The 21,921-nt window shown below is 68.7% G+C and carries 12 protein-coding genes; 5 read left to right on the forward strand and 7 right to left on the reverse strand.

Annotated features, from left to right (window positions below):
* The 5 genes from A5711_RS00115 to A5711_RS00135 form a co-directional block, all read right to left on the reverse strand.
* Nucleotides 1-4,115: non-ribosomal peptide synthetase (locus tag A5711_RS00115; RefSeq protein WP_156744688.1), on the reverse strand; the 4,115-nt coding region annotated here is incomplete at its 3' end.
* Entirely contained in the window at nt 4,112-7,102 is a 2,991-nt protein-coding gene (gene mbtD / locus A5711_RS00120) for a mycobactin polyketide synthase MbtD (protein WP_067942862.1), read from the reverse strand. The genes mbtD and A5711_RS00115, both read right to left, overlap by 4 nt.
* Nucleotides 7,102-8,418 carry a polyketide synthase gene (locus A5711_RS00125; RefSeq protein ID WP_197520717.1) on the reverse strand — a complete coding sequence of 439 codons (1,317 nt, stop codon included), beginning with the start codon at nt 8,416-8,418 and terminating at the stop codon, nt 7,102-7,104. Before A5711_RS00125 ends, mbtD begins: the two co-directional genes overlap by 1 nt.
* Nucleotides 8,411-9,175 carry a thioesterase II family protein gene (locus A5711_RS00130; RefSeq protein ID WP_067942865.1) on the reverse strand — a complete coding sequence of 255 codons (765 nt, stop codon included), beginning with the start codon at nt 9,173-9,175 and terminating at the stop codon, nt 8,411-8,413. Before A5711_RS00130 ends, A5711_RS00125 begins: the two co-directional genes overlap by 8 nt.
* A complete protein-coding gene (locus tag A5711_RS00135) occupies nt 9,172-12,684 on the reverse strand; it encodes a non-ribosomal peptide synthetase (RefSeq protein ID WP_067942931.1) in 3,513 nt (1,170 codons plus the stop codon). The genes A5711_RS00130 and A5711_RS00135 overlap by 4 nt, the downstream gene beginning before the upstream one ends.
* 97 nt (nt 12,685-12,781) lie before the next feature.
* Here A5711_RS00135 and A5711_RS00140 point away from each other — a divergent pair, with 97 nt between their 5' ends.
* Nucleotides 12,782-14,434, forward strand: a complete 1,653-nt coding sequence (locus A5711_RS00140; protein ID WP_067942866.1) for a (2,3-dihydroxybenzoyl)adenylate synthase — start codon at nt 12,782-12,784, stop codon at nt 14,432-14,434.
* Between the two features lie 2 nt (nt 14,435-14,436).
* Here A5711_RS00140 and A5711_RS00145 read toward each other — a convergent pair whose 3' ends face one another.
* Both A5711_RS00145 and A5711_RS00150 read right to left on the reverse strand, forming a co-directional pair.
* Nucleotides 14,437-15,054: a TetR/AcrR family transcriptional regulator gene (locus A5711_RS00145; RefSeq protein WP_067942868.1), complete on the reverse strand. Its 618-nt coding sequence runs from the start codon at nt 15,052-15,054 to the stop codon at nt 14,437-14,439.
* Between the two features lie 88 nt (nt 15,055-15,142).
* Complete coding sequence (locus A5711_RS00150) at nt 15,143-15,889, reverse strand: maleylpyruvate isomerase family mycothiol-dependent enzyme (protein WP_082975609.1); 747 nt, start codon at nt 15,887-15,889, stop codon at nt 15,143-15,145.
* An 891-nt stretch (nt 15,890-16,780) separates the two neighbouring features.
* Between A5711_RS00150 and A5711_RS00155 the strand changes: the two genes are divergently transcribed.
* The 4 genes from A5711_RS00155 to A5711_RS00170 all read left to right on the forward strand — a co-directional run bounded on the left by A5711_RS00155 (nt 16,781) and on the right by A5711_RS00170 (nt 21,919).
* Entirely contained in the window at nt 16,781-18,172 is a 1,392-nt protein-coding gene (locus A5711_RS00155) for a condensation domain-containing protein (protein WP_067942870.1), read from the forward strand.
* A 71-nt stretch (nt 18,173-18,243) separates the two neighbouring features.
* On the forward strand, nt 18,244-19,590 hold the full coding sequence (locus A5711_RS00160; protein ID WP_067942936.1) for a hypothetical protein: 1,347 nt from the start codon (nt 18,244-18,246) through the stop codon (nt 19,588-19,590).
* Complete coding sequence (locus A5711_RS00165) at nt 19,590-20,840, forward strand: hypothetical protein (protein ID WP_067942872.1); 1,251 nt, start codon at nt 19,590-19,592, stop codon at nt 20,838-20,840. The genes A5711_RS00160 and A5711_RS00165 overlap by 1 nt, the downstream gene beginning before the upstream one ends.
* 68 nt (nt 20,841-20,908) lie before the next feature.
* Nucleotides 20,909-21,919, forward strand: coding sequence for an alpha/beta hydrolase (locus A5711_RS00170; RefSeq protein WP_082975607.1), 1,011 nt, complete (start codon nt 20,909-20,911; stop codon nt 21,917-21,919).
* Nucleotides 21,920-21,921: the final 2 nt, after the last annotated feature.

A 21,921-nucleotide genomic window follows, 5' to 3' on the forward strand; every position in this document is an offset into this window, starting at 1 on the left:
ACCAGGATGTTGACGAAAAACCCGATCAGCTGGTCCAATTCGGCCTCGGTGCGCCCGGCGACCGGGGTGCCCAGCGGAATGTCCAGGCCACCGCCCGCCTTGTGCAGAACCACGGCGACCGCCGTTTGCAGCAGCATGAACTCGGTGATGCCCATCTCGCGCGACAACTCGGCGAGCTTGTGTCGGGTGGCCGCGTCGATACGGAAGTCGACCGATTCGCCCGCACCGCTGGGCACCGGTTGACGCGGGAAGTCGGGACGCATCCCGGTGTCCTCCGGCAGCCCGGCCAACTGCCGGGTCCAGTACTCCCGTTGCTCCGCGGCGACGGCGGACTCCTGGCCGCTCGCATCACCCAGGAATGCCCCCTGCCACGCCGCGAAGTCGGCGTACTGCACCCGCAACGGCGCCCAGGCCGGGGCTTCCCCGGCGCGCCGGGCCCGGTACGCGGTCATCACGTCGGCGAACAACACCCCCGCCGACCAGTGGTCGGAGGCGATGTGGTGGACGACCAGCGACAGCACGTGTTCGGCGGGGTCGTCGGCGGTGTCCAGCACCGCAACCCGGACCGGCAGCTCGCGGTCCAGCTCGAAGCAGTACCGGCGCTCGGCGTCCAGCTCCCGCTGCAGCCAGGCTTGATCGGGCCCGGTTGCGCGGCGCACGGAAACCTCACCCGCGGGTCCGACCACCTGGTAGGGCACCCCGTCCAGCTCCACGTAGGAGGTGCGCAGGATCTCGTGCCGCGAGACGACGTCACCGACGGCGGCGATCAGGGCGTCGATGTCCCATGGCCCGGTCAGTTTCGCGGCGAAGGGAATGTTGTTGACCCAGCTGGGCCCGTCGACGCGGTAGGCGAACCAGCTGCGGAGTTGTGAGGCCGACAGCGGCATCGGCTCGTCATGGTCGGTCGCGACCAGCCTGGGCCGCGACTGCCTGAGCTCACCGGCACTCAGCTGGTCAACCCGTTCCGCCAGCAAGCCCACGGTCGCGAGCTCGAAGACGTCGCGGATGCCGAGCTCCACTCCGCAGTCCGAGCGGATCGCCGTGACCAGTTTGGTGGCCACCAGCGAGTGGCCGCCCAGGTCGAAGAACGAGTCGTCGACCCCAACCCGGTCGTGGCCGAGCAGCGCGGAAAACAGTGCGGCGATGCGGTATTCGGTCGGAGTCGCGGGGTCGCGGTATGCGGCCGCGGCCGCGATCTGCGGCTGGGGCAACGCGGCCCGGTCGATCTTGCCGTGCGCCGTGATCGGGATTTCGTCGAGCGCCACATAGGCGGCCGGCGTCATGTAGTCCGGCAGCGCGGCGGCCACCCGGGCGCGGATGCGCTCGACCTCAACGGTTTCCGGGCCACCGCCCTGGGCCGGCGTGACGTATCCCACCAGGCTCTTGCCCAAGCGCGGCAGGTCCATGGCCAGCACCACCGCTTGCCCGACGCTGGGGTCGACCGAGATGGCGGCGGCGATCTCGCCCAGCTCGATACGGAAGCCGCGGATCTTCACCTGCTCGTCGGCGCGACCGACGAACTCGATATCCCCGTCGGCGTTCCGGCGGGCCAGGTCACCGGAGCGGTACAGCCGCCGGCCTGGGGTGAACGGATCGGCGACGAACCGTTCGGCCGTGAGTGCGGGTCTGCGGTGATAGCCGTGGGCGACATGCGTTCCGCCCATGTAGATCTCGCCGATCACGCCCACGGGAACCGGCCGCAGCGCGTTGTCGAGGAGGTGTACCTGGGTGTTGATCTTCGGGCGCCCGATGGGTACCACCCGGGTGCCTTGGGCGCCTTCGACCGGGTAGCTGGTGCAGTTGACGACGGTCTCGGTCGGTCCGTAGAAGTTGTACAGCAGCGCGTCGAAGGTGGCGTGGAACTTGTCGGCGATCTCGCCCGGCAGGGCCTCCCCGCCGATCGGCACGCGCCGCAGGGTGCGCCACTGGCTGACCCCGGGCAGAGATAGGAACAGCCCGAGCAGTGACGGCACGAAATGCATTGAGGTGATGCCCTCGCGGCTCAACAGATCCGTCAGGTAGCCGATGTCGCGCAGCCCGTCGGGCCGCGGAATCACCAGGCGCGCACCCATGATCAACGTTCCGAAAATCTCACCCATGGACACGTCGAAGCTGGGCGAAGCGACCTGCAGCAGCCGGTCGGTCTCGTCGACGCGGTACTCGTCACCGAACCAGACGAAGTACTCGGCGATGGGCGCATGGGGCACCGGCACGCCCTTGGGCAGGCCGGTCGAACCCGAGGTGTAGATCAGGTAGGCGGTGTTGTGCGGGCCCAGCGGCCGCACCAGTTCGGTAGGCGCTCCAGCCGGGTAGCGCGACAGCCCGGTGACGGGCTCGCGCAGCACCAGCTTGGCGTCGGCGTCGCCCAGGATGAAGGTCAGCCGATCCTCGGGATAGGTGGGATCCACCGGCAGGTATACCGCTCCCGCCTTCAGCACGCCCAGCGCGGTGATGACCAATTCGGGTGACTTGTCCAGCAACACCGCGACCCGGTCCTCGGTGCCGATGCCCTGCTCGATCAGCCAGTGCGCCAAGCGGTTCGACTCTTCGTCGACCTCCCGGTAGGTGTACTCGCGGCCCTCGTAGACCACGGCGACGGCATCGGGTGACAGCGCCGCACGACGGGTGACCAGCGCGGGCAAGGTGGAGGCCGGGGTATCGAACTCGGCACCGGTCGATGCCCAGCGCAACCACTCGGCGTCGTCGGTGTCCATCAGCGTGCACGCCGACAGCGCTGTGTCGGGGTCCGCCAGGGCGCTGTCGAGCAGCACCGCGTAGTGCCGCAGCAGCTGCTCCACCAGTCGGTGATCCAGCACCTCGACCAGGTACTCGGCTTCGACCAGCCCACCGTTCGCACGATCCAGCTCGATCATGAAGCTCAGTGGCAGCTGGTTGAAATGACCGCGCAACTCCCCTCGCTCACACCGCACCCCGGGCGGGCAGAAGCCGGCGCCATCGGGCTCGCGCTGCCCGAAGCTCACCCGGGTCATCCGGTCGGCGCCATGCCGGCGATCGGGATTGGACTCGCGTACCAGCCAGTCCAAGTCGGCACGCGAATGGGCGAAGGCGCCAACCGCGCTGTCCCGGGTTTGGACCACCAGCTGCCGGAACGTCTGGCGCGGCTCCGGTCGCATCCGGATCACCACGGTGTTGCCGTAGTAACCGATGGCCGATTCCGTCCCGATGCCGCGGTTGAGCACGGGCGCGGCGATCAGGAAGTCCGTTGACTGGGTGTAGCGATGCACCAGCGCGGCGAAGGCGGCCATCAGGACCATGTACGGGGTGGCGCCGCTCTCGCGCGCCAGCGCCGCGGCCCGATCGACGGTGGCCGCCGGCAACCGCGTAGTAGCGCGTTGGGCACGCCAGGTGCTTGGCACCACCGAACCGTTGGGGCCCGGAAGCTCAAGCGGCTCGGGCAGATTCGCCATCAGGGGCCGCCAGTATGCGAAGTCCGCGGCATGATCCGCGGCTTCGTCCGGCGGAGGCGCAGTTATCGCGGGTTCACCGCCGAATCCGACCGGATCGGTGTACGCGCGAGTCAGGTCGGCGAAAAACGGTGTCCACGAGGCGTCGTCCCAGGCGATGTGATGGGCGGTGACCAACAGCATCAGCTCGTCGGCGGACAAGCGGGCCGCGGTGACCCGCAGCGGCGAATCCTTGACCAGGTCGAAGGGCCGGCGGAAATCGCGCTGCGCCAGCACATCCAGCCGCAACCGCCGGGCCTGGTCGGTCAGGCCCGACAGGTCGTGTTCGGCCCACTCGGGCCGCAACTCCTCGTGGATGACCGGATACGGGTCGCCGTCCGGTCCGGTGTCGTACGTCGTGTGCAGTACCGGGTGCCGCGCCGCCACGGCGTCGACCGCGCTGCGCAATCGGTCGATGTCCACCGTGCCGGTCACGCGATAGGAGACACAGACGTTGAGCAGCGCGCTGTCGGGGTCCACCGACTGCACGAACCACATCCGGTGCTGGCCGACGGACATGCGCGGCTGGTCGTAGGTGGCCACGGGTGCCGAGACGCCGGGACTGGCCAGGCCGCGTTCGGCGATCTTGCGGCGCAACAATTCCAGACGTTCGTCATCGAGACGGGCGCCGGCTCCGGTGGTGTCCGTCACGCTGGGAGTCCAACCTTTCTGGTTTCGCGATCGTCGAGCGTTGCGCCGTCGCGCAGCGCATCGATCATTTCGTTGAGGGTGATCCCGCCGAGCATGCGAGCGACCGGGACGGAGCTTCCGACCGTCCGGCGCAGCCGCTTACGCAGATCGAGTGCGAGCAACGAGTCCACTCCCAGGTCGATGAGCGGTGCGCTCGGGTCGATCGATACCGAATCGTCCAAATGCAATGTCGCGGCGAGTTCGGTGCGCACCACCTCGGCCAGTGGCTTGGCGGCGGAGGCGTCCGCTGCCCCGTCGTCGCCTCTTTGTGTGTCGAACGGCATTGGCATGCCCTGGCTTTCGAAGAACACCGCGAGCCGGTCGAGGTCGGCGTCGAAGATCAACGGATCGCCGTCGTATCGGCACAGGCCCGCCTCGATCGCCGGGTCAGGAGCCATCGCCACCAGGCCGGAGCGTTGGGTGCGGGTGATTTCGTCGCCCGTGACCACGCCGGCGGCCTGCCACAGCCCCCACCGGATCGCCACGCTGTCGCGACCCCGGGCGCGCAGCTGAGCGACCAACACGTCGAGCATCCGGTTGGAGGCGGCGTAAGCCGCGTGGCCGTAACCGCCCCACACGCCGAACACCGACGAGCAGGCCAGGATCCGGCAATCGGGCCGCAGCGGCCACACTTCGGCCAGCAGCGCCAGGCCGCGGACCTTCGCCGCGCACACCGCCGCCACGCCGGCTCCGGTCAGCTCGGAACGCGGCCGGGCCTCGGCGATGCCCGCGGTGTGGATCAGCAGCGACGCGCCGTTTCCCGCGTGCGCGGCGGCGGCCGCCGCCAGGGCGGCCGGGTCGGTGATATCGCACCGCGTGGCGCGCACCTCGGTGGCGTGGTTCGCGGTGAGCCGGCGCAGCGTGTCTTCATCGATACCGTTGCGGCTCAACAGCGTGACCGTCCGTGCGCCGCGCTCGATGCAGTACCGCGCATACTGCAGGCCGATGGCTCCGCTGCCGCCGGTGATCACCACGTTGTCCAGCGCGTCGGCGTCCAGCGGCCGCTTGGTCGCCGAATCGCGGCACTTCCGGAAGGTGCGCACGTAGTGTTCCGTCGATTCGCGGCCCCGCAGCGCCACCTCCGCCGGCTCACCGAGCAGCGCGTCGACGGCGGCGCGGGCCGTGCCGGCATCGACGTCTCGGCCGGGCAGGTCGAGATGTCCGAAGGCCTGGTCGGTGAATTCGAAGCCGACGCTGCGGTGCATCGCGGCCAGCGCCGCCTGTGCCGGGGACGCATCGGCGTCATCCGCATCGATGGTTTCGGCGCGGGCGGTCAGCAACCAGACGGCCCGGCATCGCGGGCCGATCAGGGCGGCGTAGTCGGGTAGGCCCGCGTCCGCCCGCGCGGCGATCTGCTCGATCGCCGCGGTGGCATCGGCCTCGTCGAGTTCGGGCGCGATGATCGCGAGGATCTCCGCGGCGTCCGGCGACACCGCCCGGCAATCGCCCCGCGCCGCAACGGCATCCATCATTAGGCGGACCAAGGCGCCGTCCGTGGCATCGACGGCGACAATGCCGATGTCCGCCCCCGCCGCGCCCGGTCGCGTCTCGTGGCGCCAATCCTCAGCGGCGACGGTGAGCGCCGGGACCTCGCCAGCGTCGATCAGCGGTTCGGGCGCCGCCCACAGGTGTACCGCCCGCATCGGCGCATTCGGGAATCCGCGCAACGGCGGCCGGATACCGCCGGGAATCGCGTTGGTCCAGTGGCAGCCTGGGTCGGCCGCGGCCACGGTGGCGATGTTCGACGCCAGCGTGTCGGTGATGGCCCGTTCGCGATGACCCGAGCCGACGGCCACGGTCGTCCGCTCGTCGATCAGGTCCGCGAGCGGATACAGCAACGCGGGGTGCGCGGACAACTCGACGAACCCTGTGGCGCCGAGCCGTTGGGCCGTCGCCACCGCCCGGTCGAAACGCACGGTGTTACAGAGGTTGTCATACCAGTACCGAGAGAAGTCCACCTCGCCGCCGACTTCCGCCCCGAAGGTCGAGCCGACGAACCGCACCGGACTGTCCCGGAACGCCGAGCGGGGAACCAGCTCGGCCAGGGCGGTGCGCAGCGGCCGCAGCACGCTGGTGTGGCCCGGATAGTCCACCGTCAGTTGGTGGGTGAAGACGCCGCGTTGCCGGGCCAGGCACACGGCGGCCGCGACGGCGTCATGGTCTCCGGACACCACGGTCGACGAGGGCCCGTTGACCGCCGAAACCTCGAGCCAGCCCGCGGTTTCGCCGATCAGGGACTGCGCCTCGTCCACGCCGGCGCCGAGCACCGCCATGGCGTAGCGACCGGCCAATTGGCCGACGATCGTGGCGCGGGCCCCGACCAACGCGACCGCGTCCGGCAGTGTCACCGTTCCGGCCACGTACGCCGCCGCGACCTCGCCGAGGCTGTGGCCGACGGTGATCGCGGGGAGCACGCCGTGGAATCGCCATTCGTGGGCCAGGCTGACCGCGTGGGTGAACTGCGCTCCCTGGATTTCGGTGCGCGACCAGTTGCTGTCGAGTTCCCCGGTCAGGTAGGGCAACGGTGAGGGCAGCCCGGCGGCGCGGAACGCCCGGTCGCATCGGTCGGCCTCGGCCCGGTACGCCGGAAGTCGTTGGTATGCCTCGGCGCCCATCGACTGCCATTGATTGCCCTGGCCGGGAAACACGAAGGCGACGCACGGCGCAAGGTTGCTCGAGGATTGGGTGACCAGCGGGTGCTCCTCGCCGCGGACGAGCGCGGTCAGGCCGGCGACCAGCTCGGCGCGGCCGGCCGCCCGAACCACCGCGCGGTGCCGCCGCACCCGGCGAAGCCGCAGCAGCGTGGACGCCACCGCCGCGGTGTCCGCGTCCGCGCCCGTCCCGCCCAGGTAGTCCAGTATCGCCCGGGCGTCCAGGCCGATCAGCTCTTCGTCGTGCGACGAGAGCAGCACGGGTACGCGGCCGTCGGGCAAAGGGGAGGTCAGCATCACGCGACCTCGGGGAGCGCGACGATCACGTGCGCGTTGGTCCCGGCGATGCCGAACGCCGACGTCGCCGCGATCCGCCGGCCGCCGGCGGCGGCCCACGGGGTCAGCGAATTCGCCAAGCGCAAACCCTGGCTGTCCCAATCTATTTCCGGACTTGCCTCCGCGGCATGCAGGGTCGGTGGGATCGCCCCGTGCTCGGCGGCGACGATAACCTTCGCCAGCCCGAGCGCACCGCTGGCGGCCAGCGCGTGGCCGACGTTGGATTTGACCGAGCCAAGCAGGGGGCCGGCACCGGACGTCGTGTCCCCGTAGGTTTGTGCCAGCGAACGCAATTCGGTGCGGTCGCCGAGGCGGGTGCCCGTGCCGTGCCCCTCGACCATCCCGACGTCTTCGGGCCGGACCCCGGCCTGCGTCATAGCGCGCCGGAACAGGCGGACCTGCGCGTCGCCGCTGGGGGCGCTCAGCCCGGCGCTGCGGCCATCCTGGTTGACGGCGGTGGCGCGGACCTCGGCGACAACCTGGCGGCCCGCGCGCAGCGCGGCCGATTTGCGTTGCAGCACAAACATCGCCGCCCCCTCGGCCCACACCGTCCCGCTGGCCTGCGCACTGTAAGGGCGGCAGTGACCGTCGTCGGAAAGGGCGTGCTGCTTGGAGAATTCGACGAAGAACCCGGGCGAACCCAGCACGTTCACGCCGCCGGCCAGCGCCAGGTCGCAGTCTCCGTTCTGGATCGAGCGCACCGCGAGGTGAAACGCCGCCAGCGCGGACGCGCACGACGAGTCCACCGTCAGCGCCGGGCCGGCCAATCCCAGTGTGTAGGCGACCCGCCCGGAGATCACGCTGAGCGCGGTCCCGGCGAGCAGGTGACCGCTGTGCTGGGAGAAGTTGGCCATCTGCGGCCCGTATCCGGTGGCCGAGGCGCCGACGAAGCACCCCACGTCGTGCCCGGCCAGGTCGTCGGGGTTGATGCCGCTGTTTTCCAGCGCGCGCCAGGACACCCGGAGCACCACGCGCTGCTGGGGGTCCATGGCGACGGCCTCGCGCGGCGAGATTCCGAAGAACTCCGGGTCGAAGGTGGTTGCGCCGGAAAGAAATCCACCGCGATCGTGGATCTCCTTGAAACCGCTGCGCCGCGAACCCGCGAGTAGTTCGCGGACCTGCCAACCCCGATCGGTGGGGAACGGCCCCAGCGCCTCGCGGCCGTGGGACAGCAGTTCCCAGTACTTGTCGGCGGTGTCGATGCCCCCGGGCGCTTCGACGGCCATGCCGACGATCGCGACCGGATCGGAGGCGCCGGTGAACCCGTTGTCAGACATCGGCATTCACCCGTCGCGCCACGGCATCGATGTGCTCGTCGAGATAGAAGTGCCCGCCGTCGTACAAGAACAACTCGAAGGCTCCGGCGGTGTGGTTCTCCCAGAGCCGCAACGCGGACGGATCGACGCGATGGTCGTCGCGCGCCCCCAGGACGCGGATGTCGGCGCGGATGCGGACGCCGGGGGCACACTCGTAGCGGTTGACCGCTTCGTAGTCGGCGCGCACCGCGGTGGTCAGCAGTTCGGCGAACTCTTCATCGGCGAGCAGTTCGGGGTCGGTGCCGCCGAGATCGGCGATGTCGGCGAGTAATCCGTCGACGGTGGTGGGGAGTTCCGGCATGGCCGCTACGGCCGACGGCGCCGGGCCGGCCGAGACCCACAGGCGCTGCACGGCAACGTCGTGGGATTCGGCGATCCTGGCGAACTCGAAAGCGACGATGGCGCCCATGCTGTGGCCGAACAGCCGCAGCGGCGCCACCCGGCTCCACGGCCCAGCGTCGAACAAACCTCGCGCCAGGTCGTGCACCGTGTCGGGGGCCGGGTGACTCAGCCGGTCCGCGCGCTGCGGATACTGCACGATGTAGGTGTCGCCGCCCGCGGCCAGCGCGGTCGCCAGCACGCGGTAGCTCGCCGCGGCCGCCCCGGCATGCGGAAACACCACGGTCGCGCCGGTGCGCCGGCCGTCGTTGCCGCTGGGCACCCGCTTGATCCAGGAGGCGAACTCGGTTGGCGCACTGAGCACCCGGTCGGAGGTCATCGAGCCGTCCCGGTTTCGCCGGTCTGGTGAGAAGCCGACAGCACCGCGTCGGCGTCCATGTGAATGACTTCCAGGTATAGTTCGGCCACCTGATCCAGGCGCCGGCCGTCCCGCTCCCGGCCGGTAAGCAAATCGGCCAGTGCCGCAACGGTTCTGGTGGCGAAGATGTCGGCGACCATGATGTCGGGGGTGTCCAGCCAGCTCCGGATACGACCCACGGCCTGGGTGGCCAGCACGGAATCGCCGCCCAGGGCGAAGAAGTCGTCCTCGCGCCCGACCCGGTCCACGCCGAGGAGATCACCGAGGAGCGCGGCCAGGGCGGATTCCAGCGGGGTCGACGGGGCGCGGTAGCCCGGCTGCTCGGATCGTGAGACCTCGGCGCCCAAGTCACGGGCGACGGCACGGCGGTCGATCTTGCCGGCATCGGTGAACGGGATGCGGCTCACCAGCGCGACGTGGCGCGGAACCATATGCGCCGGAACGAGTTCGCCCATCAGCTCCCGAACTCGCTCAGCCGTCAGCCCGGCGCCAGCGGAAGCTTCGGGGCAGACCGCGGCGGCCAGCACCTCGGAGCCACCCGGTGCGGGAAGCAGGGCGGCGACCGCTATCGCCACCCCCGGGAGCCGTCGCAACGTGGCCTCGATCTCGCCGAGTTCGACGCGATAGCCGCTGATCTTGATCCGGTGATCGGCCCGGCCGACGAACTCGAGCGTTCCGTCGGGCCAATACCTGGCCAGGTCGCCGGTCCGGTACCACCTGCGTCCCGCGTGCTCGACGAAGCGTTCCGCGGTCAGGTCCGGCCGCCCCCGATAGCCCCGGGCGATGCCACGACCGGAGACCCACAGCTCGCCGGCGACCCAGTCGGGGCAGTCGTCGCCCGCGTCGTTGACGACGCGGCAGGCGTTGTTCGGCAGCGGCACCCCATAGGGCAGGGCGGTCCAGTCCGCCGGCAGGGCGCCGGGATCGTCGACCTCGAAAATGGTGTTGTGCACCGGTGTTTCGGTCGCTCCCCCCAGGCCGGCGAATCGCAGGTTGGGTGCCTCGGCCTTCAGGCGGCGCGCCACCTCCGGCCGCACCCAGTCCCCTCCGGTGGGGATGACCCGCACCGAGGACAGCCTTCCTTGTCCGACTTCGATCAGCATCTCCAGCCAGCCCGGCATGAAGTGCAGCACGGTGACTTGGTGGGTGTCGATGAGCCGGGCCCAGGAGTCGGGGTCACGGCGCTGCGCCTCGTCGACCACCACGATCGACCCACCCGTGCGCAAGGTGACGAAGATGTCCATCACCGAGATGTCGCCTTCGAGCGTGGAGAGGGCCAGGCACCGGTCCGCGGGACCGATCTCGAAGTGGCGGGCGATGAACTCCACCGTGTTCATCGCGGCATCGTGGGTCACCTCAACGCCCTTGGGCTCGCCGGTCGATCCGGAGGTGAACAACACATATGCGAGGCCATCGGGATCGACTCTTGCCGAGATGTTTTCGGCGACAATGGGCGGTTCGCGGAGGATGTCGGCGAGGGTCAGCTCGGGCACCGGCAGTGCCAGCCGCTGCCCGCCGCAGACCAGGGCCAAGCACACCGCGCCGGTTCCCAGGATGCGTTCCGCGCGGTCGCGCGGCTGGTCGGCGCCGATCGGCAGGTAGGCCGCGCCGACGCTCAGGATGCCCAACAGCGCCGGCACCTGCTCGGCGGTCTTCGGCCCCATCACCGCGACCGTGTCGCCCGCGCCGACGCCGGCCGCGCGCAACGCGGCGGCCACCGCCAGTGCCTGGTCGCGCAGCTGCCGGTAGCTCAGGTCACCGGAACTGGCGAAGATCGCCGGCGCGTCGGGTCGCCGCTCGGCTTGCCGAAAGAACCCGTCGTGCAACGCTTCTCCGCTGGGTTCGGCGGTGCGGCCATCGACCGCGTCGCGCACGGCGCGCTGCGCGTCGGGCAGCGGCGACGGTCCCGGTGCGTCCCAGTTGTCGTCGGCGGAAGCCAGCCTGAGCAGTTCGTCGATGTGGTAGGCGAACATGGCGTCGACGACGCCCGGGGCGAAGATGCCCTCGCGCACATCCCAATTCACCAACACGCCGCCGTCGAACTCGGTGACCTGGGCGTCGAGCAGCACCTGCGGGCCCTGGGAGATGATCCACGCGGGTGTCCCGAATTGATCGGTGACCTCGGGGCTGAACAGCGCGCCGAGTCCCAGCGCGCTGGTGAAGACCACCGGTGCCAACACCTGGGTGCCGCGATGGCGGCTGAGGTCCCGGAGCACCGACAGCCCGGGATAGGCGGAGTGGGCGGCGGCGGTCCGCATGGCCTCCTGCACCGCCCGCGCCCGCGCCGCCGCTGTTCGGGTCCCCGCGAGGTCGACGTCGAGCAGCAATGAGGAGGTGAAGTCGCCGACCAGCGAGTCGACGTCGGGGTGCAGCGGCCGGCGCCCGAACAGCGGCACGTTCAGCAGGAACCGCGAGGTGGTCGACCAGCGGGCCAGGGTGTTGGCAAAGGAGGCGGCCAGCGTCATCGCCGGGGTGACCCCGCGGGCCTGGGCGCGGGAGAACAGGGCGTCGCGGGTGCGCGGGTCCAGCCAGTGCCAGAGCCGGGTGCTCGTCCGCGAACCGCGGTCGCCGGTGAAGGGCAGGGCCGGCGGGTCCGGCAGCTGCGGGATGCGCTGCGCCCACCAATCACGGGCGGCGTCGCGGTCCGGCTGCGGCCGCGCCTCTTCCGCCTCGATCACGCGGCGGTACTGCCGGTAGGTGTAGGTCAACGCGGGCAGGTCGCGCCCGAGGTACAGCGCGGCCAGGTCGGCCATCAGGGTCCGGTAGCTCATCGCGTCGGCGGCCTGCATGTCCAGGTCGACGTGTAAGCGCGAACGTTCACCCGGCAGGCGCGTCAATGCCAGCTCGAACACCGCTCCGTCGAGCTGCTGGTGCGATTTGGCGTTGCGGATCGCGGCCAGTCGCCGATGCGCTTCGTCGCCATCCTGCCGGCGCAGATCCTCGACGGCGACCGGGAATTCGTCATCGGTTGCCACGATCCGCTGCGTGCCGTCGGGCAGGAACCGCACCCGCAGCATCGGGTGGCGCCGGGCCAGCGCCGTGGCCGCGGCGCGCAGGCGTTCGGGATCGATGGCGCTGCCGTCGAACTCGACGTAGAGGTGACCGGCCACCCCACCGAGCTGCTGGTGGTCCTGGCGGCCGACCCACATCGCGTGCTGCATCGGGGCCAGTGGGAACGGCTCACCCGCGTCGCCCGCCGGTTGCGCGGGGAGGCGTTGGTCGGCGGGATCGGCCGGCGAGTCCGCGCCGACCAGCGCGGTCCACGCCTCGACGGTCGGAGTTTCGGCCAGCGTGGCGAAGTCCACGGCGATGCCCGCACGGCGCCACCGGCCCGCCAGGGTCATGATCCGGATGGAGTCCAGGCCTTGGCCAATGAGGTTGGTGCCGGGGTGAATGTCGTCGACACCGACGCCGAGCAGTTCGGCCACCTGCGCCCGGATGTCTTCCGAGCGCGCCGAGGCACGCACCACGAACCCTCCCTGGATTAGCACAGGCTGCCCTAAGTATCGTTGGTTACCCTATCCTTACTCACGAAGCGCCGCTACTACGCCCCCGGTTTAAGGACCCATGACCACGAAGACACCACCGTCCCTGGCCGGGCCCCTCGAAGGGTTCGTGCCGTTCCCCGCCGATCGGGCCGCGGCCTATCGGGCGGCCGGTTACTGGGCGGGCCGCACGCTGGACAGCATCCTGAGCGACGCGGCACAGCGTTGGCCCGACCGAACGGCCGTGCTCGACGCCGCGGACGGTGCGGCCCTGAGCTATGCCCAGCTCGACGCGCGCGCCGGCCGTGCCGCCGCAGGATTGCACGCTCTGGGCATCGCACCGGGCGACCGGGTGCTGCTGCAACTTCCGAACGGTTGCCAGTTCGCGGTGGCGCTGTTCGGGCTGTTGCGCGCGGGCGCCATCCCGGTGATGTGCCTGCCCGGCCACCGGGGCGCCGAATTGGGGCACTTCGCCGCCGTCAGCCAAGCCGCCGGATTGGTGATCGCCGATGCGGCAAACGGTTTCGACTATCGCGCCATGGCGCGCGAACTCGTCCACGACCACCCGACGCTCGAGCACGTCATCGTCGACGGCGACCCCGGCCCGTTCACCTCATGGACACAACTCTGCGATCGGGCCGCCGCCCCACCCCGGGTGCCGGCACGCGATCCGGGATCGCCCGCGCTGCTGCTGGTTTCGGGCGGCACCACCGGGACGCCCAAACTCATCCCCCGAACCCACGACGATTACGTGTTCAACGCGACCGCCAGCGCCCAGCTGTGCCGGCTCACGGCCGATGACGTCTATCTGGTGCTGCTCTCGGCCGGCCACAACTTCCCGCTGGCGTGTCCCGGGCTGCTCGGCTCGATGACCGTGGGCGCCACCACCGTGTTCGGGACCGACCCCAGCCCCGAGGCCGCCTTCGCCGCCATAGAGCGCCACGGCGTCACGGTCACCGCCCTGGTTCCGGCCCTGGCCAAACTGTGGGCGCAGGCGTGCGAGTGGGAGCCGGCAACACCGAAGTCCCTGCGGCTCTTGCAAGTTGGCGGCGCCAAGCTGGAGGCCGACGACGCCCGACTGGTCCGCGCCGCGTTGACCCCGGGGCTGCAGCAGGTGTTCGGGATGGCGGAGGGACTGCTGAACTACACCCGCCCCGGCGATCCGCCCGAGCTCACCGATTTCACCCAGGGGCGGCCGCTGTGCGAGGCCGACGAATTGCGCATCGTCGACCCCGACGGCGAACCGGTGGAACTGGGCGAGGAAGGCGAGCTGCTGGTACGAGGCCCGTACACGCTCAACGGCTACTACCGCGCCGAGCGCGAGAACCAACGGTGCTTCGATCCCGACGGCTTCTTCCGCAGCGGTGACCTGGTCCGGCTCCGCCACGATGGGTATCTAATGGTCACCGGGCGGGTCAAGGACGTGATCTGCCGCGGCGGCGAAACCGTCTCCGCCGCGGACCTCGAGGAGCAGATGCTCAGCCACCCGTCGATCTTCTCAGCGGCAGCGGTGCCGTTGCCCGACCCGTATCTTGGCGAAAAGATCTGCGCGGCGGTCGTTTTCACTGGGCCGGCAATGACTCTGGCGGAACTGAACGCATACCTCGACGGGCGTGGGGTGGCCGCCCACACTCGGCCCGACGCGCTGGTGCCGATGACAACACTGCCCACCACACCGATCGGCAAGGTCGACAAAAAGGCGATCGCCGGCCAGATCTCGGCCCTGCCGAGGTGACCTCAGCCGATGTGCTTGGCCCGCAATGCTTCCAGGATCCTGTCCATCACCGCGCCGGCATCCGCCCTTGCCTGGCGATGATCGTCCGCGCGGGCAATGTAGAGCGTTGCCTCGCGCAACGCCCCCATGACGGTCAGGGCCGTGGCCTCGACGGGTTGGGGCGGGATGCTGCCGGACTCGATGGCGTCGGTGAGCAGCGCCGTCACGAATCCGATGTTGTATCGGTGCCCGATGTCGCTCCAGCGTTCCCAACCCAGCACCGCCAGCGCTTCCAGCAAAACGATGCGCTGGATCTCCGGCTCGGCACACGCGTCCAACCACAGGCCCGCGCACAGCCGCATGATCTCAACCGGATCGGATTCCCCCGCGGCCACGACGGCCTCCCCCATCCGCGCGGCCATCTCGCCCTCCACTTGCTCGAACACCGCCGCGAATAGCTCTGTCTTGTCGGCGAAGTGGTGGTACAACGCGCCGCGCGTCACCCCGGCGTCGCGCACGATCGTCTCCAGGGACGCCTCGGCGAATCCCAACGATGCGAACAGGGGCCGGGCGGCGCCGATCAACGCGCCGCGCGTATCCGCGGCGCGCTCCGCCTGCGTACGGCGACCGTCCTGCGCCATGCGACCCTCACCTTTCACACCCACGTATGCATGTCATACATACCGCATGAAGGTCGCGGGGTGCGATACCCGCGGGAGACAGCGTCGTTCAGAACACTCTTAGCTGACGGATGATCTCCAAAGCGGACGGGTCCCCCTCGGCCTGAACGCCGAGGCTTTCCCACGCACCGCGTTGGGTTATCCATCGCACGAACGCTTCCGAATCGGACGTGATACGCGCGCCCACATCACCCTGGGCGCCGAGGCGCAGGGTCCGGGCGCACAACCCGTCGAGGCGGACCTCGGCACCGACGCGTAAATCGTTGAGCAGGTGGGTGTTCTGCTGCGGCAGCGCCGCTTCGATCCAGTCCAGCGTGGGGGCAAGCCGTAGCTCGTCGACGGGCGGCGGATCCGACCGCAACGGTCCGTCCGGGGCGAACAAGTCGTACCGAAGGTGGATGAAGGACTCGAAGACAAAAGTCGTGGGCACGACGGAGGCCGGATAGGTCCCGACGTCGCCGATCGGTATCTCGATATCTTGGCCCTCGACCGCGGCGAGGACGTCCAACCCGCGCGAACTGACCGACTCGTAGTCGGCCACGACCTCCGCCGGGGTCATGGAACGGCGGGACTCGACGTAAAGGTCGGCCGCGCGTTCGGCGGGCAGGCCGCCGGGATCGGGCAGCGTCGACGGATCGACAGCCAACCAGTAGCTACACGCCATGTGCGACACCAGATCCTGGACCGACCAGCCAGCACACCCACTGTCCTCCGCCCACATCGAGTCAGGCATTTGCGCGCAAACCTTAAGAACGGTTGCGCGTTCCTCCGCTATCGCGTCGAGCGTGGCCGTCATGAACTCATCCCCTTTCATACATACCGTATGTATGAACATACACGCTGTATGTATGGCGTCAAGTGATCATCGGGGGGGTTTGTTCGGGTTGGCGACTTGCGACTTCACGCCGAGCGTCACGCCAGCGTGGCGCTCGGATTACGACGTTCTGAAAGGCGCCGCCCTTCATCCCCCGACTTCCGCGCGCGGCGAGACCCCCGAGTTCGGCCAATCCCCCTGATCAGCAGGTCATTTCGCACAACACTGACCGTCTACCGCGAAAGCCGTTGGCGTCAGCCAACACTGACGGCCGCGCAGGACCCCTTTCGGATTTTGGATAGGCGATCGCACGCTGGATGATCGCGACCGAAAAATTCCTTGGCTGGTACTATTCCGCCGTCACCCTGCCTGGGATATGGTGTTCGAGGCGTCGTTTCGGGGGCCTGAAAGTTGCGCGAATGGCATCGCCAAGATAGCGCTCGCTATCGGTGAGTATTCGTCGCGTTGGGTCCGTGGCGTCGAGATAAAGGCTTGTTTGAGCAGTAGTCCGGAGTTAACCGCGCGCCGCATCAAACGAATCCGCGTGCCGGTTGGCTCTTGCACGGCAAGACGATGGCAATCGTGCGGGTCCTGTGAATCCCCGTGCGCTTGTCGGGCTCGAGGGGGACCTTTATGCTTGCGCCGCGCGACGGTCAGCGTGTCGGCCATTCGCCCTGGTTGCCGGCATGCGCGGGGTCAATTCAAGCCAGAGTGAGCCAAATCACTGGTGCGCATTCCACGCAGCTAGTGAAAGGCGCTTTCCGGGTTCGCGAAATAAAACCCGCTCGGCGACTCAGCGTCATACAGCAACTCACGCGCGGGCGCGTTAGGGTCATCCGACTGGCGTCGCCAACTGACGAGGAAAGGTAACGCATGTTCCTGGGCACGGTCGACGACTGGACAGCCGAGGGCACCGTCGTATCTTGGTATCCCACCGCGAACACTTACGCGCGGGCCGCAGAAGCGCAATACCACCCCGCCCCGGTCAGTTACCAGCAGTCCCAGCATCTTCGCTATTACCGACGCCAGGTCGGCCTCGGCCGCGATATCCCTCGGTTGTGCATCGGAGCCTGGGAGATCGGAGGCGTCTGCGATATCGATGCGATGACGCAAGCGCTGAATAGCCACGTGCGGCGACACGATGTCTACCACGATCGGTTTGCCTTCTCCGACAACGACGAAATCCTCCGCTACGTCATTGCCGACCCGGAGAACATCACGCTTGCGCCAACGGATCTCGGGGAAATGGCTCCTCTTCAGATCCGCAAGCTCATCCTCGATACACCCGATCCGCTGCAATGGGACTGCTTCAGCTTCGGAATTGTCCAAGGCGAGGACCGGTTCACCATCTACATCGCCGTCGACCACTTGCGCGCCGACGGTATGTCCGCCGGCGTGATCTTCCTGGACGTTCAGACGGCTTACTTCAGCGCGCTGCAGAACGGGCAGGCCGCGCTGGCGCCCGCAGCCAGTCATCGTGAATTCAGCGCGAAGCAGCGCGCCTACACCGCGAGCCTCGATGACGAATCGCCCGAAATCCAGCGCTGGCACGCCTTCCTTTCGGCGAACAATGGTGCGCTGCCGAGGTTTCCACTGGCACTGGGCGAGCCGTCCGCGGATACCCCGGGAGCCATCGACGTGTTCGAGCTGATCGATGACGATCAGGGCCGGCGTTTCGAGGCCGCGTGCCGCGCCGCGGGAGCACGCTTCAGCGGCGGCGTGTTCGCCTGCGCCGCCCTGGCCGAGCATCGCTTAACCGGAGCGGCCACATATTTCGGACTGACCCCGTTCGATAACCGGCGAGATCCCGCCCACGCCACCGCGGTCGGCTGGTTGGCCAGTTTCGTCCCGCTGGCGATTCCGACCGCCGGCGCGTCATTCGACGAAGTGGTCAGCGCCGCCCAGGCGTCGTTCGACGCCAACGCGGCCCTCGGCGGCGTGCCCTATTACCACCTGCTCGAGACGCCGGCCGGCTCGGCAGGCCACTTCGAGGTTCCCGACCGACCGGTGCCGATGTTGTCCTACATCGACATTCGCAAGCTGCCGTTCGGTGACTACTTCGATGGTTTGCAGGCCGGGATCTGGGGAGACAACCGGCTGTCCGAGACGGTGTGCATGTGGGTCAACCGCATGCACGACGGAACGCAACTGGTGGTTGCTTACCCGGGCACCGACATCGCGCGCGGGTCCGTGCGGCGCTACGTCGAGGCCATGCGCGCCGAGTTCACCCGGGTGGCCGACGCCGGGCCGCACAACCATGCCTGATGCATTCGTTTTCGCCGGCCAAAGGTTTCGGTGCGGGTGGGCCGACGCCCCATGCCCCTCCTAAGTTGCCGGTGATGCGGCTGGCGCTTTTGGACCAGGCCGCGTTCCTACGGCTGCGGGCCACCGGTCAAGGCAGCACGGTGCAATGCACGTGGGTGTACGACCGGGACGTGAACATCGACGAGTTGCGCGCCTTCAAAGACAATCTCGGTGCCGGCCTCCTCGGACGGCGCATCGAGCGCTCACCGCTGCCATTCGGTCGTCATCGCTGGGTGCTCGACGACCATTCACCCGACATCGCGCTGGAGCCGCGACAACCGCGGTCGGCGATCGGCGCGTGGATCGAAAGACGCGCACAGGTACCGGTCGACCCCGAATTCGGCCCTACGTTTCATCTGGGCGCACTGCCGCTGGACGACGGCGGCGCGGCGGTCACGTTGGTGTCATCACACTGCGTCGTCGACGGGCTCGCGGCGATATCGGCGGTAACCGAGGCGGTCAACAAAGAGAGACGCAATCGCGGCTACCCGCAGCCGAATTCACGGAGCCGGGCGCGCGCCGTCTTCGAGGACCTGGCCGATGCGGTGCGTTCCCTGCCGGTGGTCATCCGCGCCCTGATCGCGACCGTGGTGATCCTACTCAAGGCTTCATCCCGTTCCCGGCCTGCGCCCGGGGCGCCCCGGCCCGGTGCGCTCTCTGCGGTCAATGATGAGCCGACGGCACTCCCGTCGGTGACGATCCAGACCGACGCCGCCGCATGGGACGCCCGTGCGCGCAGTCTGAACGGGAGCAGCAACACACTCTTCGTCGCATTCGCGGCCAGGCTGGCACATCGAATCGGCAGGGTGCCTCCAGACGGGAACGCGGTGACGGTGGTGCTCCCCGTCAGCGATCGCACCAGCGACGACGACCGAGCCAATGCACTGACTTCAATCACACTGGCCGTCGATGCCGCGGCGGTGGCCCACGACTTGAGTCGCGTGCGGGCCGATATCAAGAGGATGCTGACGTCGCTGCACCTAAAGCCCAACGAAATGCTCGCGGGATTACCGCTCGTTCCGTTCACACCACGCTGGTTCGTCCGCCACGCCGAAGGCATCGCCATGTCAACCGGCCAACTTCCGGTCGGGTGCTCGAACCTCGGAAGCCTAGATCCCGCCTTTGGCCGCATCGATGGTGCGGATGCAGCCGAGGTCTCCATCCGGCTGGCCGAGCAGGGCATCACGCGCCGCCGCATCGAGGAGACCCGTGGCCAATTGTTCTGCAGCACTGGAACGATCAACGGCAGCCGATTTCTCAACGTCATCGCGTGCCAGGACGGCGCCGGCAACACCGCAGCGGAAGCCCGCGAGCTCGCGTGCAGCGCGCTGGCCGACCTGAAGCTGGGGGCATCAACCGTCTTCGAGGGTCAGATCTGATGGTGGGCCTCGACCTCAGAGCGGCTGAAAGCCGGCGCCACCTCTTGTACGCGGGTGTCGCCGCAGCGATTGCGGCCTGGGCGGCGGCCGTGCTGTGGTTCGCGATCAAGATCGTTCCGCTCGACGTGTACTGGATGTCGTACTACGCGGCCGACTACACGCATGGCTTCGTGCGCCGCGGTCTTGCCGGCGAATTGGTGCGGTTCGTCCCGGGACACTACTTCTCCGCCGCGCTGAGTCTGCGGTGGCTGTCGACGGCGGTGTATCTGGGCGGCCTGGCAACGGTCGCGGGCTTGGTGCTCTTCGGTCACCCGAGGTCTGAACGCAGGCTGCTGGTCGCGATGCTGATTCCGTTGCTGCCCTTCGGAGTTCCGTTCGCGGCATATTCGGCCCGGCCCGACCTGTTCGGGGCGGCGGCGCTGGCGCTGTTCTGCTCGGCGTTGATGTTCGCACGTTCCCGCGCCGTCGCGATGACATGGTGCGCGGCCTACGGTGTCGCGATTGCGGCGTTAGCCCTCTTGCACGAGGCGGTCGGCCTGCAGTTCGCACTGGGGGCCGTGCTGGCGATCGTCGTCCTGGGCGGTGCGCTGAAAGACGCCCAGGCCCTCGGTGTGCTCCTCGCGGTGACACCGGGCATCTGCACGACCGCCGCCGTCGCGGCGTTCGGTCGTCACGACGTCGCCGCTCGGCTGTGCGCGTCCGTCCCCCACCACGTGATGCCCAACCCGTTCGCGACCGTCACGTCGCCAACCACGTTGCTGCGGTATGTCATCGACGGGCAATCGCAGCAAACCGACTACCACGACTGGGTGTGCCGCAATGTGATGCCCAACTACGACAACGGAATCGCGGATGCCATCCGAGCCGTCGGCCACATCGGAATGGTCGGCCTCACCATGTCCCTGGTGTTCGGAGTTGCCGCCGTTGTGGTGACGATGTGGGGGCTCAGCAACATTTCGGGCGTGCCGCTTGCCGCGTTCCTCGACGCGCTGCGGGGCCGGATGGCCTGGGTCGCCGCCGGGTCGGTGTTGATCTTTCCGGTCTTCCTGACCGGCTATGACTGGACCCGGTGGCTGACGATCGTGGCGTTCGACATCGGCGTGGTGTTCGCCCTCTTCGCCTCGCGCAGGCCGGAAATCGGGCATGAGGCAACTCCGAAAACGTTGCGGCTGTTCATCATTCTCGCGATCGCGCTCGCACTCATCCCGGTGGGCGCGGTCCCGGGTTTCGGCGGTCCGCGGATGTTCTGACAGCCCACGGCCAACCGCCGCCAAAGATGCCATTGACTAATGTCACCATTTGTTATTGACTGCGTGACATGGCGGACGGTGTTCCGGCCCGCGGGTCATTGCGGTCCCGTGGCGCGGCGGCGGTAAGTGCTTACACCCTGCGGCCGGTCACGGGCCTGATACCGCCCGAGCGGACATGGGGACTGTGGCTGTCGCGCCAGATCGTCGCCAGGATCATGGGGACGTTCGGGCCCTCGCTGGCGGGCACCCGCGTCGAACACGTCGACACGAAGCTGCCCGACGGGCGCCGCGTCAAGGGTGAATGGGTATACGGACCGCGCACGCCGACCAGCGAGGCGCCGCGATCGTCCACAACCGTGGGAGCCATCTACTACGTGCACGGCAGCGGTTACGCCGTGTGTTCGCCAAAAACCCACCGGCGGTTGACGTCCTGGCTCTCATCCTTGACCGGCTTGCCGGTCTTCAGCATCGATTACCGACTCGCGCCCCGCCACCGCTTTCCCACCGCGGCCGACGACGCACGGGCGGGCTGGGACTGGCTGGTGCAATCTTGTGGAGTATCGCCGAAACAGATTGTGGTCGCCGGAGATTCGGCAGGCGGGCACCTGGCCGTCGACATGTTGCTGCAACCCGAGGTCGCCGCCGACCACCCCGCCGCGCTGGCGCTGTTCTCCCCGCTGTACGACGTCACCTTCGAGCTGTGCCTCGCCCGTGAACGGACGCGTCGCGATCCCGCGATCCGGGCGGCCGACGCGGCTCGCCTGGTCAGCATGTATCACGCCGGAGTGGACCTCACTCACCAGCGGCTGACACTGAATGTGGCTGGGGGCCCGCCCCTTCCGCCGACCCTCATCCAGGCCGGCGGAGCCGAGATGCTTCAGGACGACGCCCGTCAGCTGGCGGCCGACATCCAAGCCGCGGGCGGCCGATGCGAACTGCAGATCTGGCCGCACCAGGTGCACGTCTTTCAGGCACTGCCACGCATGACACCCGAAGCCGCCAAGGCCGTGGCCTACGTCGCGCGGTTCATCGCCCACGCGTTGCAGGATGCGCGCGCCACGACCCAGGAGGTGCTCTGAGG

The sequence above is a fragment of the Mycobacterium sp. E2238 genome, assembly GCF_001672665.1.
Classification (GTDB): Bacteria; Actinomycetota; Actinomycetes; order Mycobacteriales; family Mycobacteriaceae; genus Mycobacterium.